Genomic DNA, 13,619 nt, shown 5'->3' on the forward strand with positions numbered 1-13,619 from the left:
CCAGCGCTCCAGCGTGATCTGCGCTGAGAATCAGTAGGTTAGGAATTGTTCAGGGCGAACTACAGAGCTCAGGCATGCGCGCCTTCACGCTGGATTACCGTTACGCCGGCCGGCAGCGGCGCATGACCATCGGGCGCTGGCCGGAGTGGACCGTGACCGCAGCCCGGGAACGCGCCAAGGAACTGCGCCGCATGATCGACGAAGGGCACGATCCGCTGGCGGCCAAGGAAGACCTGCGCGCCGCACCCCGGATCAGCGACATGATCGACCGCTACATCCGAGAGCACCTGCCCAAACTTTCCCCGACCAATGCCGCCGATCAGGTTTCAATGCTGCGCAAGATGCTGGAGCCCGCGTGGGGCAACCGGCTGGTGACCGACATCACCAAGACCGACGTGGCGAAGTTCCTCGATATCGTCGCCGAGGGTCGGCCGCGGCCCAGCAAGGCGCGCCCCAACAACCGCGCGCGCAAGCTGCAGGGCCACAAGCCCACGCCGGTGCGTGCGAACCGCATGGGCGAGGTCCTGCGCAAGATGTTCACGCTGGCCATCGACTGGGGCTGGCGCACCGACAATCCCGCGCAGGGGTTCCACCGGCGCCTCGAGACGGCACGCGAACGGTTCCTGTCGCCGGAGGAGCTGACCCGCCTCGCCGCCGCACTGGACGCCGCCGAGGATCAGCGCGCCGCGGGGATCATCCGGCTATGCATGCTGACGGGCGCCCGCGTGGGCGAGGTCCGAACCGCCCGGTTCGAGCAGTTCAACCTCGACTATGCGATCTGGTCCAAGCCCTCGGCGACCACCATGCCGAGGGCGCGGCCTTGGCAGTAGCCTTGGGAATCGTGTTCTGGCACGACCGAGACGAGTTGCTTTTTCACACCTGCTCGCGCAAAAATTGCCCAATGGATCAGCGCCATAGTAACTTTGAGTTCCTCGACCGTTTGGACCGTGAGCTCGCCAACCTTGGCAGGCTCGCAGAGAGCTATTTTCAGGATGATCCAAGCACGAGCTTGATTAAGCTGCGCCAATTTGGCGAGCGATTGACACGGCGACATGCTGCTCTTGTCGGAAGTGATGTGCAGGATGGTGAAACCCAAGCTGATGTATTGCGCCGCCTCCAATACGAACGGTCAGCCCCTGATCGGGTTCTGGATGTGCTGCACCACATTCGGAAACTGGGTAATGCCGCTGTCCACGATTGCGCAGGCAATCACCGAGAGGCGTTGGCAAGCTTGAAAATGGCCGTCCAACTCGGGGTCTGGCATGTCCGGACAAGCACCGCCGAAAAAGACTTTGTAGCAGGGCCGTTCCTGCCGCCTTCGTCGCCACAAAACCCGAACATAGAACTCCAACAAGAACTTGAGCGCCTTCGCGCCGAGCGCAACGAGGCATTGAGCGCAGCCCAAAAGGCAGAGGAAGCCCATCGGGAAGCACACTTGGCTGCGGAATCCGCTGAAGCGCGGCACCTAAGAGAGCAAGAGGAAAGGAAAACTTGGGAAGCCCTCGCGCAGGATGCAGATCGTCAACTGCGCAATTTCGTGGAGCAAGCACAACGGCAAGCGCCTGCCGCCAAGATGTCCTTCGTGACAGCCGCCAACGAAGCGGCTAGAGTAATCGACCTGGACGAACAGGCCACCCGCGCCCTGATTGACCAGAAACTGCGAGATCGGGGCTGGGAAGCCCACAGTGTTGATTTGCGCTATGGCAAAGGTACGAGGCCCGCAAAAGGTCGCCACATGGCGATTGCGGAATGGCCTACACAGTTCGGCCCAGCTGACTACGCGCTCTTCGTCGGAGAAACTTGCGTCGGCATCGTCGAGGCCAAACGGTATCGGAAAAACGTTTCTGCGGCAGTCGATCAGGCTGAGCGCTATTCGAAGGGTTTTTCGTGGCCAGCTAATTCAGAGCTTTGGGGGGACGGCTTTGTTGTTTCGTTTGTCTTTGCCACGAATGGACGCCCCTATGCAGTTTGAGTGTTCCATCCCTGCGTTTACTCTGTTAGGCGGCACATTAAAGCTACTATATCAAATTAATCGAGGGCCCCCTCTCATGGTTCCTTCCGGGGCCGATCCGTATACGGGGGGGCTTAGCGCGCAAGTTTGCCAGCGTCTGGCCTTTTCACCGGGGAATCCACCTGGAATCTACCCTGGCAGAACGACACTGATTTATGACTCTATATCAGCGACTTGCGCGATTGCCCGGCTGGCCAAGTGGATTCCACCTCGGAATCCACTTGGGCCAGTTTCTGGCAAGCCAGTGGCCGCAGAAGCCACCCTCCGAAACCACGGAACAGGGCCATTTCATCGAAACGCCCAGAACGCATTGATTCCAAGCAAAAAAAGCGATTGACAGGGGAGGCCCCATTGCCTACCCCTACATCATCGAAGAAGTGCGCCCCGAAAAAGTTTTCGCGGGCGGTTTCGTTTCTCCAAACATCGCCGATACCGATCCCGCCGCTGACCCGTCCCGCGGCGCGCTTTCGCGTGTCCGCCCTGCCCGCATCCCGGAGCCGCCCATGGACCTCGTCTTCGCGCCGAGCCAGATCGAGACCTGGTCGATCGACCGGTTGCGCCCCTATGCCCGCAACGCCAAGCAGCACGGCGACGACCAGGTCGCGAAGATCGCCGCCAGCATGGCCAAGTTCGGCTGGACCGTGCCCTGCATGGTCGCTGACGATGGCGAGCTGATCGCCGGTCACGGCCGGGTGCTGGCGGCCACCATGCTGGGGCTGCGCGACGTGCCGGTGATCCCAGTGGTCCTGCATTATTCGACAGCCGACCCGCTGAACTGACCCACCAAACAACAGGAGATGACCATGGCACGGGCCCAGGGGGCGCGGGCGCGGATGGCGCTTGCGTTCGAGACGACCTATGGCACGCCGCCCGCGAGCGGTTTCACGCAGATGCCGTTCGCCAGCACGTCGCTGGGGGCCGAACAGCCGCTGCTGAACTCGGAGCTCTTGGGCTACGGCCGCGATCCGCTGGCGCCGATCAAGGACGCGGTGACGGCCGATGGCGATGTCGTCGTGCCCCTCGATGCCGAGGCGTTCGGCTTCTGGCTGAAGGCGGCGTTCGGCGATCCGGTGACCACCGGCACGGAGGCGCCGTACACCCACGAATTCCAGTCCGGGTCATGGACGTTGCCCAGCATGTCGATCGAGACCGGCATGCCCGAGGTGCCACGCTACGCAATATATTCCGGCTGCGTGCTCGACCAGATCAGCTGGCAGATGCAGCGCTCGGGGCTGCTGACCGCCACGGCGCGGCTGGTGGCGCAGGGCGAGACGGTGGCGACCAACTCCGCCGCGGGCACGCTGGCGGACATCGCTCTGCAGCGCTTCGGTCATTTCAACGGGTCGATTTCGCGCAACGGCACAGCACTCGGCAACGTGGTCTCGGCCGAGATCACCTACGCCAACAATCTCGACCGGGTGGAGACGATCCGCGCGGACGGCCGCATCGACGGTGCTGACCCGAGCATTGCGGCGCTCACAGGCCGCATCGAGGTGCGTTTCGCCGACCAGACGCTGGTCGACCAGGCCCTCGCGGGCGATCCCTGCGAGATGGTCTTCGCCTACACCCTGCCCGGAGGCGAAAGCTTCACCTTCACCGTGCACGCCGTCTACCTGCCGCGCCCGCGGGTGGAGATTTCCGGACCTCAGGGCGTGCAGGCCAGTTTCGACTGGCAAGCCGCACTGGACCCCAATGAGGGGCGCATGTGCACCGCCACTCTCATCAACACACGCGAGACTTACTGACAATGCTCACGCTTGATCTGACCAATGACCCGCGCTGGCACGAGCTGGCACCCGGCGTGCGGGTGCAGCTGCGCCCGCTGACCACCGCGCTGATGGTGGCCACGCGCAGCGACCCGGAGGTGGAGAACCTGCCGGGCGCTGCCAGCGACGAGGAGCGCGCGGTCGCCTTCGCCAAGGCGCTCGCACGGCGGGCGGTGCTCGCCTGGGAGGGCGTAGGAGATGCCGACGGCCAGTCGATAGAGCCGAGCCCCGAGGCCATCGACGCGCTTCTCGACGTCTGGCCGATCTTCGAGGCCTTCCAGCTGACTTATGTCTCCAAGGGCCTGCTGCTGGAGCAGGAAAAAAACGGCTCAGCGCCCTCGCCGCGTGGGAATTCGGCGGGGGCGCGCGCTACTGCGAGGCCTGCGAAGGAACGTGCCCGGACTGCCCCGCGCGGCTGAACCAACCGCGCACCCACGAGGGCTGGCAGGTCTGGGACCTGGTCGGTCGCCTCGGTGGCCAGCTGCGCGTGCTCCCCAAAGCCGTCATCGGCTGGGATCTGACGGCGGCCCTTGCACTGGGCACCGCGCTCGGCGTGCCGCCCCTTGCCATGGCCGAACTGCTGCCCGGGATCGAGGCGGTGATGGTCGGTCAGGTGAACGCGGAACTTGCCGCTAGTGGCGGATCGGGGATCAGTCCCTGACCTTTTCGACCAGCGTGACGTTCGGCAGCCCCTCGAAATGCGCGTCGCAGGTCAGCAAGGTGGCGTCCTGCGCGCGGGCCGTCGCGAAGATGATGGCATCGGCAGTGGCCAGTTTATGCTCCCGGAATGCGTCTGCGGCTGCTAGCGCGATCTCGGTGTCGAGCGGGACGACTTGGCAGACCTGCGTGAAGGCTATCACCTGGTCGGCCTTGTCCTCGCCGACCTCGCGGGTCAGCCATTTCGCGAGCTCGAGCTGCACCATGGTCGGCACCAGCCAGTCCACCTGCTCTGGCAGATGCCCGGTCACGATCTCACCCGTGGCGGACCCGATCAGCCACTCGATCCACGCCGAGGTGTCGACCAGAACCATCAGGCGCGATCCGTGCGGTCCCGATGGTCATCCGGGTTCGCTCCTTTCGCGAGGCCCTGCAGGGCCTCTCGCTTCGGAACGGGCACCAGCAGCACACCTGTGCCCTTGGGGATAAAGGCGAAGGTCAGCCCGGCCTCCCAATGCTGTGCCGCGCGGATCGCCTTGGGGATCGAGATCTGGAATTTCGAGGACAGGGTCGCGGTCTCGGCCATGTTCATTACTCTCCATCTATCGATGCACCAAGCGTAAGACGCGCAGGCATCCGGTTCAAGGAACATTCCCATGACAGAGAAGCGCGTCAGCGTCCGCCTCGCGGCCGTCGGCGGCCGTCAGGTGCGCGCCGAGCTGGAGGGCGTCGGTGAGGCCGGCAAGCGCGGCTTCGGGCGGCTCAGCCGGGAGATGGAGGCGGCGAATGCGCGTCTGGCGGCGTTCTCGCGCCGGGTCCGCGTGGCTTCGGCGGCGGGTGTGGCCATGGTCCGCTCCGGGCTGCAGACGGTGGACGCGCAGGCCAAGCTCGCGCAATCGCTGGGGACCACGGTCGCCTCGCTGCAGACGCTGGAACGCGCGGGAGAGCTGGCGGGCGTGTCCATGTCCGGGATCGAGCAGGCGACAAAGGACCTGACGCGGCGGTTGAGCCAAGCGGCCTCCGAGACCGGACCTGCCGCCGATGCACTGGACCGGCTGGGGCTCTCAGCCACCGACCTGATCGCGCTGCCGCTCGACGAACGTGTCGGGGCGATCAACGCGGCGATCGAGAACTTCGTACCGGCCGCCGAGCGCGCGGCCGTGGCAGGACAGCTCTTCGGCGAGGAAGGCTCCATCGCCATGTCGCGCATCGATACCGCGACGCTGCGCCAGGCAACAGCAGATGTACTGGCGTTCGGGGTGGTGGTGTCGGAACAGGACGCGGACCAGATCGAGCGCACGAACGATGCGCTCTCGCGGCTGGGGCTGGTCTGGCGGGGTCTGTCGAACCAGCTGGCCGTGGCCGCGGCCCCGGCGCTGGAGGCTGTCGCGGAGGCCATGGCAACCGTCGCCAGCACCACCGGACCACTGGGCATGGCGATCCGGGGGCTGTTCGACAACATCGGGCGGCTGGCCAGCATCGCGGGGACCTTCGCTGCGTTCATGGCCAGCCGCTGGGTGGCGGGCCTCGCGGCTGCGGCGCTGTCGGTGCGCGGGCTCGCCACGGCCCTCGTCCTGCTGCGCGGCGCGCTGATCCGCACCGGCATCGGCGCGCTGATCGTCGGCGCGGGCGAGTTGGTGTTCCAGTTCGGGAAGCTCGTGTCTGGCGCGGGCAGTTTCGGCGCGGCGCTGGGGCTGGTGGGCGATGTCGCGCGCGCCGTCTGGGACGGGATCAGCGCCACGCTTGCGTCCTTCCTCGACGACTTCCGCGCCATGGGGGCCGATATCGAGGGCGTCTGGTCGCGGCTGATGGCCTTCCTGTCTGGCAAATGGGCAGATTTCCTCGGCCAGATCGCACCGGGCTTCAACGCCGTGGCGGAGCGGGTCGGGTCAGACACCCGGATCGATGCCGTCGGCGCGCAGGCCTATGCGTCGATGCTGGAGAACGCCGCGGGCAACCGGGGCACCATGGCGGACCGTTTCCGCGAACGCGCGGCGGGCACGCGAGGGTCGGCGTTCGACGGGGTGCGCGACGCCATGGACGCGCTACGGGCTGCCATGACTGGCCCCGAGACCGGCGATGATGGCGCGCTGGAGGCTGCCGCCGTGGGGGCCGACCGTGTGACGGAGGCTCTCGAACAAGCAGAGATGGCCGCAAAGGGTGCAGGAGCAGCCGGAAAGCAGGCCGGGACGGACACCGCAGAGGGCGCGGACGAGGCCCTGAACGGCTGGCAGGCAGTGACGGCAGCGCTCGGCGACTATGCCACAAAGGCGCGCGAGACGGGACGCACGATCGGCGCGGCACTCGTCTCGGCCTTCAAGGGCGCCGAGGACGCGCTCGTGGCCTTCGTCGCCAAGGGCAAGCTCGACTTCGCGGGGCTCGCGGATGCCATGCTGGCCGACATCACCCGGATCGCCGTGCAATCCGCCATCCTCGGCCCGCTTGCAACGGCGCTGGGCGGAGCGTTCGGCGGTGCGGCAGGTGGCGGTGGGCTGCTGGCGGGCCTGTTCCACAGCGGCGGGGTCGTTGGCGAGACCGGGGCAGCGCGGATGATGCCCGCCGCCGCACTAGCCATGGCCCCACGCTATCACAGCGGCGGCATGGCGGGCCTGCGACCTGACGAGGTCCCGGCGATCCTGCAGCGGGGCGAGATGGTGCTGTCGCGGGCGCAGTTGCGGGCCATGGGGCGAGAGGAGCGCGGTGGCGGCAACGCGTCCGACCGCCCTGTTCATGTCGTGTTCAACATCACGACGCCGGACGCGGGCTCGTTCCGGCTGTCGCAGGGCCAGATCATGGCCGATGCGCGCCGCGCCATGACCCGTGCCGGGCGCAATACGTGACGCGGCGCGGACCACGCCCGGCCCGCTCGAACAACACAACGACCACAGGACCGACACCATGACCGGCTTCCACGAGGTGCGCTTTCCCGATGCCATCGCCCGCGGGGCGACGGGCGGGCCGGGCTACGACACGACCGTCATCACCACCGCGGCCGGGTTCGAGCGGCGCAATGCCAACTGGGCCCTGCCGCGCGGGCGCTGGGACGTGGGCAGCGGCGTGCGCGAGCGGGCCGATCTCGAGACGCTCATCGCCTTCTTCCGCGCGCGGCAGGGCCGGGCCTACGGGTTCCGCTTCAAGGACTGGACCGACTACCGGGCGACCGGGGCCGTGCTGGGGTTCGCGGATGGGACGCAGACCACGTTCCAGCTCGTGAAGACCTACGCCTCGGGGCCCGTGGAGGTTGTGCGGGATATCACCAAGCCCGTCGCGGGCAGCGTCACGGTGCGGGCCGATGGCGCGCCGGTCAGCGGCGTCACCGTCGACGCGACCACCGGTCTCGTGACGTTCACCACTCCGCCTGCCGCCGGCACCGCGATCACGGCCGATCTGGAATTCGACGTTCCCGTGCGCTTCGACACCGATCTGATGGCGCTCGCGCTCGACAGTTACGCGCGCGGCAGCTGGCAGCAGATCCCCATCCTGGAGATCCGGCCATGAAGTCGACCACGCCCCAACTCGCCGCCCATCTGCGCGGTCCCGTCACCACGCTCGCCACCTGCTGGGCCATCACACGGCGGGACGGTGCGGCCTTCCGCTTCACCGACCATGACCGCGATATCACGGTGGATGGTCAGGTGTATCGCGCGAGCCTCGGCTACGCGCGCACGGCGCTGTCGTCGGACGCCGCCCTGTCGGTGGACAACGTGGATGTGGCGGGTCTCTTCGATGACGACGCGATCACCGAGACCGACATGCGCGCGGGGCTCTTCGATCATGCCGAGGTACGCATCTTTCTCGTGAACTGGGCGGACCCCGCGATGGGCGTGCTGCGCCTGCGTCGGGGATGGCTGGGCGAGGTGCTGCTGACGGAAACGGGCATGTTCCGCACCGAGCTGCGCGGGCTGACCCAGGCGCTGCAGCAGCAGATCGGCCAGCTGCACAGCCCCGACTGCCGGGCCGATCTCGGGGACGCGCGCTGCAAGGTGAACCTCGCGGCGCTGACGCAGGCGGGCGAGATCACCGTGCTCGAGGATCGCGCGCAGTTTCTGGTGGCGATCACGTCCGGCCCCGGACGGCCCAGCGGCTGGTTCGATGGTGGCGTACTGACCTGGACCAGCGGGCCGAACGCGGGGCGCGCGACCGAAGTCCGCGGTTGGGATGCCGCAGCCGGACGCCTGTCGCTGTATCTCCCGCCCGGCTACGCGGCGAAGGTGGGCCATACTTTCACCGTCTCCCCCGGCTGCGACAAGCGCCTCGCCACCTGCCGCGACACGTTCGGGAACGTCCTGAACTTCCGCGGCGAGCCGTACGTCCCCGGCCTCGACGCCGCCATGCAGTACCCCGATGCGACCTGACATGACACAGACACTCACCCCCGACCTCCTGATCGCCGAGGCGCGCCGCTGGCTGGGCACGCCGTTTCGCCACCAGGGGCGCGACGCGGACGGGCTCGACTGCGTCGGCCTGCTGATCGTGATCGCCCGCGGGATGGCGCTGCCCCATCACGACGTGGCCGGCTACACCCGCCGCGCCGAGGGGATGGGATTTCTCGACCATTTCCACGCGCATCTGACGGAGATCGCCCCGCGGGACCTGCGCTCCGGCGACGTGCCGGTCTTCGTCGAGACCGCCTACCCCTGCCACACCGGGCTGATGACCACCCATCGGGGCGTAGCGCATCTCGTGCACGCCCATGCCCTGCGTGGGCGGGTGCTGGAGGAACCCTTCGCCGGCGAATGGGCCGACAAGCTGCGCTTCGCCTTCCGCTTTCCCCAGTTGATGGAGGACCTCTGATGGCTGTTCTTGCTGTCGCCGGTGCGGGCGCGCTCGGCAGCACCGCGCTCGGGCTCGGCTGGCAGGCGGGCTGGCTGCTGGGCTCCGTCGTGGGTCAGGCGCTCTTTGCACCGGGCCGCAGCGCCGCACCGGACCAGGAGGGGCCGCGGCTGTCGGACCTCGCGGTCAGCTCCTCGGCCTACGGCGCGCCCATCCCGATCGGCTATGGCACCCTGCGCATGGGCGGCAACATGATCTGGTCGAGCGGCCTTGTGGAGGACAGCACCACGCGCCGCGTGGGCCGCAGCGGCAAGGGCGGCGGCGGGCGCGGCGGCACCGTCACGGAATACAGCTATGCGGCCAGCTTCGCGCTCGCCTTCGGCGAAGGCCCCGCCGACGCGGTTCTGCGCATCTGGGCCGATGGCAAGCTGATCTACGACCGCACGGGGCTGTCGGGCGCCGGTACGCAGGTGGCCCGGCCGGGGTACCGGATGCGGTTCCATCCGGGCACCGAGGACCAGCTGCCCGACCCGCTGATCGAGGCCACGCAGGGTGCCGGCAACGTGCCCGCCCATCGCGGGCTGGTGCTGCTGGTGTTCGAAGACTTCGCGCTGGGCGACTACGGCAACCGCATCCCCAACATCACCGCCGAGATCGCCTGGCGCGCCCAACCGCAGTACCCGGTCGAGCCGCTCCAACGCGCCGCCGGACCCGTGAGCGGGTTCCTCGGCACCGAACTGGCGGTGGACTGGCGCCGCGGGCGCGGGTTCCTCGCAGCCGGCAGCGGCGGCGGGCTGCGCCGGTTCAACGCCCGCAGCATGGTGGAGGACCGGCAGGTCGTGCAGCAAGACGTGCTCGCCAGCGACAGCGGGGTGAACGGCACGGGGTTCGACTGCCTCTTCTGCGGGACCGACGGCGCGCTCTACTGCACCGCGGGGTCCGGCAATGCCCTGCCCATCCTGCGCATCGACCCGGATGCCCTGCGCGAGACCGGGCGCTTCGGCAGCTACAGCAGCGCGCTGAGCAAAAGCCCGACCCGCTTCGCGATCACGACGCGCATGGCGATGATCGAACAGTACGGCGCGCGGTACCTGCTGACGGCGAACGGTCTCGGCCCGTCCCATCTGGGGCTGCTGAGCACCTGGGACATGGGCCATGTGTGGCACGAGAACGACATCGGCATGCGCATCGCCGCGCTGACCGGCGGGGTCGAGGGCGAAGGCTGGGCGCTGACCGGCAGCACCGGTCTCGCACAGCTGCACCGCATCTCCGTCAGCCCGTCGTACTCCGGCATTCCCGGGGACGTGACCCGGCGCGTTGCGGCCGAGATCACCCCGCAGGACATCGATCCCGCCGCCACCGGGTTCGCGGGGGGAATCTTCAATCTCAACGTGGGCGACTTCGGCGGGCTGAACTTTGACCCCACCGATGGCGGGCTGGTGTTCTGGTGCGGGGTCGATGGCGCGGACTTCTCCAGCCGGCAATACGTGGTCAAGTGGCGCCCCGGACTGGGCATCCTCTGGCGCACCGCCGTGCCGATCTGGCCGAGCGGGTTTGCCAACCGCCAGGCCGTGACCACCGCGCGGCTGACCGGCGACGGCTTCGCCATGGCAAGGGAGACCTCGGCCGGCGGCGGCACCTGGCGCGTCATCCGGCTCGACCTGCGCAGCGGGGCCATCACCAGCGACGCCAGCGGCTGGATGAACGGGGCCGCGGGGCTGGGCGGCGCGCAGGTCTATGACGGCGTCACCGACAGCATGCTGGCCTATGACCCCGCCGGGGGCTTCAGCCGGTTGCTGCTGGGTCGCATCGGCGGTGTTGCCGCACCGCTTGGCACCATCGTGACGGACCTCTGCGCGCGCGCAGGATTGGCGCCCGACGATATCGGCGTGGGCGAGTTGACCGACGCGGTGCCGGGCTTCGTGCTTGCCCGGCAGGGCAGCGTGCGCGGCGCCATAGAGCCACTGGCGCGGGCCTGCTTCTTCGACGGCGTGGAAAGCGACGACCGGCTGGTGTTCCGCAAGCGCGGGCGGCCGTCCACGCGCAGCCTCGATCCCACACTGCTGATCCCGCTGCGGGACGGCGGTGGTGGCGGTGGTTCCGGCGGTAGCGGCATGAACGATGTCGGCGAGACCTGGCGCGAGCGCCGCGCGCAGGAGGTCGAGTTGCCCGCCCGCGTCAGCGTCATTCACATGGACGCCGGCGCCGATTACCAGCAGGGCGCGCAGTCCGAACAGCGCGCCGCCCCCACCATGGCCTCGCGCCACCAGGTCACGGTCGAGCTGCCGATCGCCATGGGGCCCGCCACCGCACGCTCCATCGCTGCGCGCGCGCTCTATGCCGCCTGGACCGAGCGCAGCGGCTACGAGGCGCGTCTGCCGTCCGATTACCTCGCCCTCGAGCCCACCGACGTCGTGGACCTGACCCTCCCCTCGGGCAGCACCTTCCGCGCGCGGATCGAGCGGGTCGATCTGGGCGCCGACTTCACCCTGTCGATCCAGGCGGTGTCGCAGGAGCCCGCGAGCTACGACATCAGCCGCGAGGCCGATGGCGGCCAGGGCCGGCCAACGGCCAGTCTTGATGGCGCGCCCGAGACGCAGGCGTATCTGCCCGACCTGCCGCTCCTGCGCGACGTCGATGCGCCCGCGGGCGCGCTGTCGCGGCTGCATGCGTTCATGGGCGGCTACGGCACCGACACATGGCCCGGGGCGGCGCTCTTCCGGAGCAGCGACCGGGTCAACTGGGGCTTCGTCACGCGCAGCCGGACCGAGGTCGCCCATGGTGTGACGCAGACGGCGCTCGCGGCACCGCGGGCGGTGTTCGCCACGGACGACGAGAATACCCTGCAGGTGGCCATGACCACCGGCGGGGATCGGCTGGAGAGCGTCACGCAGGCCGCGCTGCTGGACGGGGCCAACGCGGCGCTGGTGCTGGGGCCGGACGGCACGCCGGAGATCCTCCAGTTTCGCGAGGTGGAGCCGCTGGGCGGCGACGCCTACCGCCTGCGCGGCTTTCTCCGCGGACGGCGCGGCACAGACGTGTTCGCCACCGGCCACCCCGCGGGCGCGGCGTTCCTCTTGCTGGAGCCCGACACCATCGCCACGAGCCTCCTGCCGCTGGGCGATCTGGGCCAGCCCCGGCACTGGCGCGCCGTGGGCTCCAGCGAGCGGTTCGAGGACGCCCCCATCCTCACCCGCACCCATACCGGGCGCGATCTCATGCCCTACGCGCCGGTGCATCTGCGGGCCGTCACAGTGGCCGACGGTATCGCGCTCAGCTGGGTCCGGCGCACGCGCCTCGGCGGCGATCTGCGCGATGACACCGGGACCGTGCCGCTGGCCGAGGCGGCGGAGGCCTACGAGCTGGATATCCTCGACGGGCCGGGCGGCACGGTGCTGCGGACGCTCACCAGCGATATCCCGTCCGTTCTCTATCCTTCCGCCCAGATCGCGGCAGACTTCGGCAGCGCCCCCGCGACGCTCTCCGTCAGCCTCTGCCAGATCAGCGAGGCCGTCGGCCGTGGCCTGCCGCGCACCACCACCCTGGAGATCACCCCATGACCAGTCCCAATCTCTTCGTCCCCCACGTGGCCGCCGCCCAGAACCAGAAGGAGGTGACCATCAACGACGCCGTCAGCGCGCTCGATCTGGCCATCACCGCGACCCTCGACGTGGATTGCACGGCCGGGGGCACGATCGCCGTGTCCGTCACACAGGCGCAGCGCCATGTGCGGCTCTTGCTCACCGGAACACCGGGGGAGTCGTTCGTGCTCCGGCTGCCGGGCGTGATGCGCATCCTCGCGATCGCCAACACGACCGGCCAGATCGCGACGGTGGACAATGAGACCGGCGCTGCAGTGGACGTCCCGGCCGGGGCGCAGGTGCTGGTGCATTCTTCGGGATCGGGCGTGTCGCCCATCGGCAGCGGTACCGCGGCGGCGCAGGTCTATGACTTCGGCATGGTCGCGGGCGACACACCCGCCGCCGACGCCGTCCTCGGCAAGGTCGTCATCCCCCGCGCCATCACCCTGCCGCCCGATCTCGCCGGGGCGCACGCCCATGTGGACACACCCCCCGCCGCGGCCTTCGAGATCCGCGTGACACAGGATGGGGAGCAGGTCGCAACCATCACGCTGGCCACGGATGGCACCGCGGCCTTCGCCACCGGCGGCAGCAGCACCGTCGCCATCGCGCCCGGGCAGGTCATCCGCTTCGTGGCCCCGGCCGTGCCCGACACGGCCATCGCCGGCATCGCCGTCACCCTGGCCGGGGAGATCGCCTGATGGCCCTGCTGTTCACCAGCCTTCTTGGCGCGGGCGACATAGGCACGGCGCCCACGCCGCCCGAACCGCCCTTCACCTGGACCGACGGGCTCGCCTTCCGCTTCGACGCCGGCGACGGGGTGTTCGGCGC

The 13,619-nt window shown here is 68.7% G+C and carries 12 protein-coding genes and 2 pseudogenes; 12 read left to right on the forward strand and 2 right to left on the reverse strand.

Annotated elements, in window-relative coordinates:
- Nucleotides 1–59 precede the first annotated feature (59 nt).
- The 6 genes and pseudogenes from DDE13_RS20175 to DDE13_RS20200 form a co-directional block, all read left to right on the forward strand.
- Nucleotides 60–812: pseudogene (locus DDE13_RS20175) on the forward strand (tyrosine-type recombinase/integrase); the annotation flags it as partial.
- Between the two features lie 8 nt (nucleotides 813–820).
- Entirely contained in the window at nucleotides 821–1,972 is a 1,152-nt protein-coding gene (locus tag DDE13_RS20180; RefSeq protein ID WP_162631126.1) for a DUF4145 domain-containing protein, read from the forward strand.
- A gap of 542 nt (nucleotides 1,973–2,514) precedes the next feature.
- A pseudogene (locus tag DDE13_RS20185) lies at nucleotides 2,515–2,748 on the forward strand (ParB/Srx family N-terminal domain-containing protein); the annotation flags it as partial.
- Between the two features lie 66 nt (nucleotides 2,749–2,814).
- Entirely contained in the window at nucleotides 2,815–3,756 is a 942-nt protein-coding gene (locus DDE13_RS20190; protein WP_111406031.1) for a phage tail tube protein, read from the forward strand.
- Between the two features lie 2 nt (nucleotides 3,757–3,758).
- A complete protein-coding gene (locus DDE13_RS20195) occupies nucleotides 3,759–4,196 on the forward strand; it encodes a hypothetical protein (protein WP_111406032.1) in 438 nt (145 codons plus the stop codon).
- Between the two features lie 68 nt (nucleotides 4,197–4,264).
- Nucleotides 4,265–4,438 (forward strand): DUF7697 family protein, encoded by a 174-nt coding sequence (locus tag DDE13_RS20200; RefSeq protein WP_235868791.1) that lies wholly within the window; start codon nucleotides 4,265–4,267, stop codon nucleotides 4,436–4,438.
- Here the strand turns inward: DDE13_RS20200 and DDE13_RS20205 are convergent.
- Both DDE13_RS20205 and DDE13_RS20210 read right to left on the reverse strand, forming a co-directional pair.
- Entirely contained in the window at nucleotides 4,428–4,808 is a 381-nt protein-coding gene (locus DDE13_RS20205; protein WP_111406034.1) for a type II toxin-antitoxin system VapC family toxin, read from the reverse strand. The genes DDE13_RS20200 and DDE13_RS20205 overlap by 11 nt on opposite strands.
- On the reverse strand, nucleotides 4,808–5,020 hold the full coding sequence (locus DDE13_RS20210) for an AbrB/MazE/SpoVT family DNA-binding domain-containing protein (protein WP_111406041.1): 213 nt from the start codon (nucleotides 5,018–5,020) through the stop codon (nucleotides 4,808–4,810). Before DDE13_RS20210 ends, DDE13_RS20205 begins: the two co-directional genes overlap by 1 nt.
- Nucleotides 5,021–5,090: 70 nt before the next feature.
- On the opposite strand from DDE13_RS20210, the gene DDE13_RS20215 reads away from it, so the two are divergent.
- The 6 genes from DDE13_RS20215 to DDE13_RS20240 are packed head-to-tail and all read left to right on the forward strand — an operon-like array spanning nucleotide 5,091 to nucleotide 13,489.
- Nucleotides 5,091–7,274: a phage tail tape measure C-terminal domain-containing protein gene (locus tag DDE13_RS20215; protein ID WP_111406035.1), complete on the forward strand. Its 2,184-nt coding sequence runs from the start codon at nucleotides 5,091–5,093 to the stop codon at nucleotides 7,272–7,274.
- A gap of 58 nt (nucleotides 7,275–7,332) precedes the next feature.
- Nucleotides 7,333–7,932 carry a DUF2460 domain-containing protein gene (locus DDE13_RS20220; RefSeq protein WP_111406036.1) on the forward strand — a complete coding sequence of 200 codons (600 nt, stop codon included), beginning with the start codon at nucleotides 7,333–7,335 and terminating at the stop codon, nucleotides 7,930–7,932.
- The gene (locus DDE13_RS20225) at nucleotides 7,929–8,789 is read left to right on the forward strand and encodes a DUF2163 domain-containing protein (RefSeq protein WP_111406037.1); all 861 of its coding nucleotides are present in this window, start codon (nucleotides 7,929–7,931) and stop codon (nucleotides 8,787–8,789) included. Before DDE13_RS20220 ends, DDE13_RS20225 begins: the two co-directional genes overlap by 4 nt.
- Nucleotide 8,790: 1 nt before the next feature.
- Nucleotides 8,791–9,228, forward strand: coding sequence for a C40 family peptidase (locus tag DDE13_RS20230; RefSeq protein ID WP_111406038.1), 438 nt, complete (start codon nucleotides 8,791–8,793; stop codon nucleotides 9,226–9,228).
- A complete protein-coding gene (locus tag DDE13_RS20235) occupies nucleotides 9,228–12,767 on the forward strand; it encodes a phage tail protein (protein ID WP_111406039.1) in 3,540 nt (1,179 codons plus the stop codon). The genes DDE13_RS20230 and DDE13_RS20235 overlap by 1 nt, the downstream gene beginning before the upstream one ends.
- Nucleotides 12,764–13,489 carry a hypothetical protein gene (locus DDE13_RS20240; protein WP_111406040.1) on the forward strand — a complete coding sequence of 242 codons (726 nt, stop codon included), beginning with the start codon at nucleotides 12,764–12,766 and terminating at the stop codon, nucleotides 13,487–13,489. Before DDE13_RS20235 ends, DDE13_RS20240 begins: the two co-directional genes overlap by 4 nt.
- The last annotated feature ends 130 nt before the right edge of the window (nucleotides 13,490–13,619 follow it).

Origin of the sequence: Meridianimarinicoccus zhengii (genome assembly GCF_003254465.1) — a bacterium.
In the GTDB taxonomy this organism is placed as follows: domain Bacteria; phylum Pseudomonadota; class Alphaproteobacteria; order Rhodobacterales; family Rhodobacteraceae; genus Meridianimarinicoccus; species Meridianimarinicoccus zhengii.

Bases quoted from the DNA above. Each gene is read 5' to 3' on its own strand.
- DDE13_RS20215 (WP_111406035.1), top strand. From the start codon at position 5,091: ATGACAGAGAAGCGCGTCAGCGTCCGCCTCGCGGCCGTCGGCGGCCGT.
- DDE13_RS20205 (WP_111406034.1), bottom strand. From the start codon at position 4,808: ATGGTTCTGGTCGACACCTCGGCGTGGATCGAGTGGCTGATCGGGTCC.
- DDE13_RS20220 (WP_111406036.1), top strand. From the start codon at position 7,333: ATGACCGGCTTCCACGAGGTGCGCTTTCCCGATGCCATCGCCCGCGGG.
- DDE13_RS20235 (WP_111406039.1), top strand. From the start codon at position 9,228: ATGGCTGTTCTTGCTGTCGCCGGTGCGGGCGCGCTCGGCAGCACCGCG.
- DDE13_RS20210 (WP_111406041.1), bottom strand. From the start codon at position 5,020: ATGGCCGAGACCGCGACCCTGTCCTCGAAATTCCAGATCTCGATCCCC.
- DDE13_RS20240 (WP_111406040.1), top strand. From the start codon at position 12,764: ATGACCAGTCCCAATCTCTTCGTCCCCCACGTGGCCGCCGCCCAGAAC.
- DDE13_RS20195 (WP_111406032.1), top strand. From the start codon at position 3,759: ATGCTCACGCTTGATCTGACCAATGACCCGCGCTGGCACGAGCTGGCA.
- DDE13_RS20225 (WP_111406037.1), top strand. From the start codon at position 7,929: ATGAAGTCGACCACGCCCCAACTCGCCGCCCATCTGCGCGGTCCCGTC.
- DDE13_RS20230 (WP_111406038.1), top strand. From the start codon at position 8,791: ATGACACAGACACTCACCCCCGACCTCCTGATCGCCGAGGCGCGCCGC.
- DDE13_RS20190 (WP_111406031.1), top strand. From the start codon at position 2,815: ATGGCACGGGCCCAGGGGGCGCGGGCGCGGATGGCGCTTGCGTTCGAG.